The organism is Mesorhizobium vachelliae, assembly GCF_033977325.1.
In the GTDB taxonomy this organism is placed as follows: domain Bacteria; phylum Pseudomonadota; class Alphaproteobacteria; order Rhizobiales; family Rhizobiaceae; genus Mesorhizobium; species Mesorhizobium vachelliae.
Map to the genome: position 1 here is coordinate 1 of NZ_JAVIIR010000061.1, position 1,664 is coordinate 1,664.

Sequence of the window (1,664 nt, forward strand, 5' to 3'; positions counted from 1 at the left end):
GAGAATGTTTTCGCGCGCACTGGTCGAGATATTCTGGATCGCTCTTTGTCGGGCTATGCGCCCGACCTTGGATATCTCTCGCATAGAGAAGCAGGCGCCAAGTGGTTGAAATTCCTTGGCGTTGAGTCCGACGCACGGGACGTTATTGTAACTCGCGGTGCTCAAGAAGCCATCTTGCTTTTACTATCGATGTTCACGCAGCCCGGCGATCCGGTTTTCGTTGAAGACCCTACCTATCTGGGGCTTTCGCACCTGCTGCGGCTTCGCAACCACCAAATGGTTCCTCTTCAATTGGATGCGCAGGGTGTCTCGCCAGAGGCAATCGAGCATAAGGCCGCCAGGTCGGGCGCCAAATTGCTCTTCCTGTGTCCTAACTTGCAAAATCCAACCGGGGTAGTGTTAACAACCGAGCGGCGCCATGCCATCGCTCAGGTCGCACAACGGTCTGACCTGCTCATCATAGAGAACGATCCGTTCTCCGCCCTTATTGAAAAAGACACTCGGCCACCGGCCATTGCATCCATTGCTCCCGAGCGCACGTTTTACCTAGCGAGCTTGTCAAAATGTACCGGGCCAGCGATGAGAGTTTGCTTCATGCGATGCCCCCCTGCGCACACGCAAGGGCTTGAGGGCGTGAAACACGCGCTGACGCTCGGAGGCGCATTTTTACAAGGTGAGATCGCGGCAGAATGGATCCGAAAAGGTCTCCTTGATCGGTTGTGCGCCTGGCAACGCGACGAGATTGCCCGGCGATGGTCCTTGGCGCGATCGATCATTGGCGACCGCATAGGCGAAGAATTGCGGCCTGCTCCGTTTGTCTTCATTCATCTTCCGGAACCTTGGCGAGCAGGTGAGTTCGTCAGCGCCGCGCGGCGGTCATCGGTTGTTTGCATCGAGGCCGATCGGTTCACGGTCGGCCGTGCTGGTGCGCCTCAAGCCATACGGCTGGCGCTTAGTACACCAACGACCGAAGGCGAGGTGCTGCGAGGTCTTGATATCGTCGCTGACCTTATGTCGACATACTCGCCTTCAGGCGCGACCCGCTACTGATCTAACAGCGCTTGGGAAGGGCATGAGGAGTCAAATCCCACGACATATCTCGCAAGCGCGCCGAGAGTCCCGCGTGGTGCTCCATCAAAATTTCGTCAGAAAATCTGGATCGCGTCATTGCCTGTTCCTTATCTGAGGAACAGGCTAGCCTCAATTTGACCCCAAGACAGGTCGGCAAGACCACCCTCGCTTTGGAAATCGGCGAGGAGACCGGTGCGTTTTATCTCGATCTAGAATCGCGCGAAGATCGAAACAAGCTCTCTGACCCCGTGCTCTTTGTACGCCTCCGGCGAGGGCCGCCTTGCGCGAGCATGGCATGGTAGCGAGGCTGCGCTCTTAAGGTCGTCCTTTACGAGCGTAGTTAGCAGCACAGCATGAGCCATGTGACGTTATTGACCGGGCCTGAGCGTCGTCGTCGTTGGAGTGAAGAGGACCAGTGCCGGATACTGGCCGCGGCATTCGCGCCCGGGTCCACGGTGGCGGCGGTAGCGCGTCAGTACGATGGTACGCCTCCGGCGAGGGCCGCCTTGCGCGAGCAGGGCACGGTAGCGATGCTGCGCTCTTAAGGTCGTCCTTACGAGCGTAGTTAGCAGCACAGCATGAGCCATGTGACG

The 1,664-nt window shown here is 57.9% G+C and carries 2 protein-coding genes; both read left to right on the plus strand.

Annotation, left to right across the window (positions count from 1 at the left end; genetic code table 11):
* A partial coding sequence (locus RFM41_RS33995; protein WP_320319356.1) for an aminotransferase-like domain-containing protein occupies positions 1 to 1,050 on the plus strand: 1,050 nt, incomplete at its 5' end.
* A 374-nt stretch (positions 1,051 to 1,424) separates the two neighbouring features.
* Complete coding sequence (locus RFM41_RS34385; RefSeq protein ID WP_430691610.1) at positions 1,425 to 1,616, plus strand: transposase; 192 nt, start codon at positions 1,425 to 1,427, stop codon at positions 1,614 to 1,616.
* Positions 1,617 to 1,664: the final 48 nt, after the last annotated feature.

Bases quoted from the DNA above. Each gene is read 5' to 3' on its own strand.
- RFM41_RS34385 (WP_430691610.1), top strand. From the start codon at position 1,425: ATGAGCCATGTGACGTTATTGACCGGGCCTGAGCGTCGTCGTCGTTGG.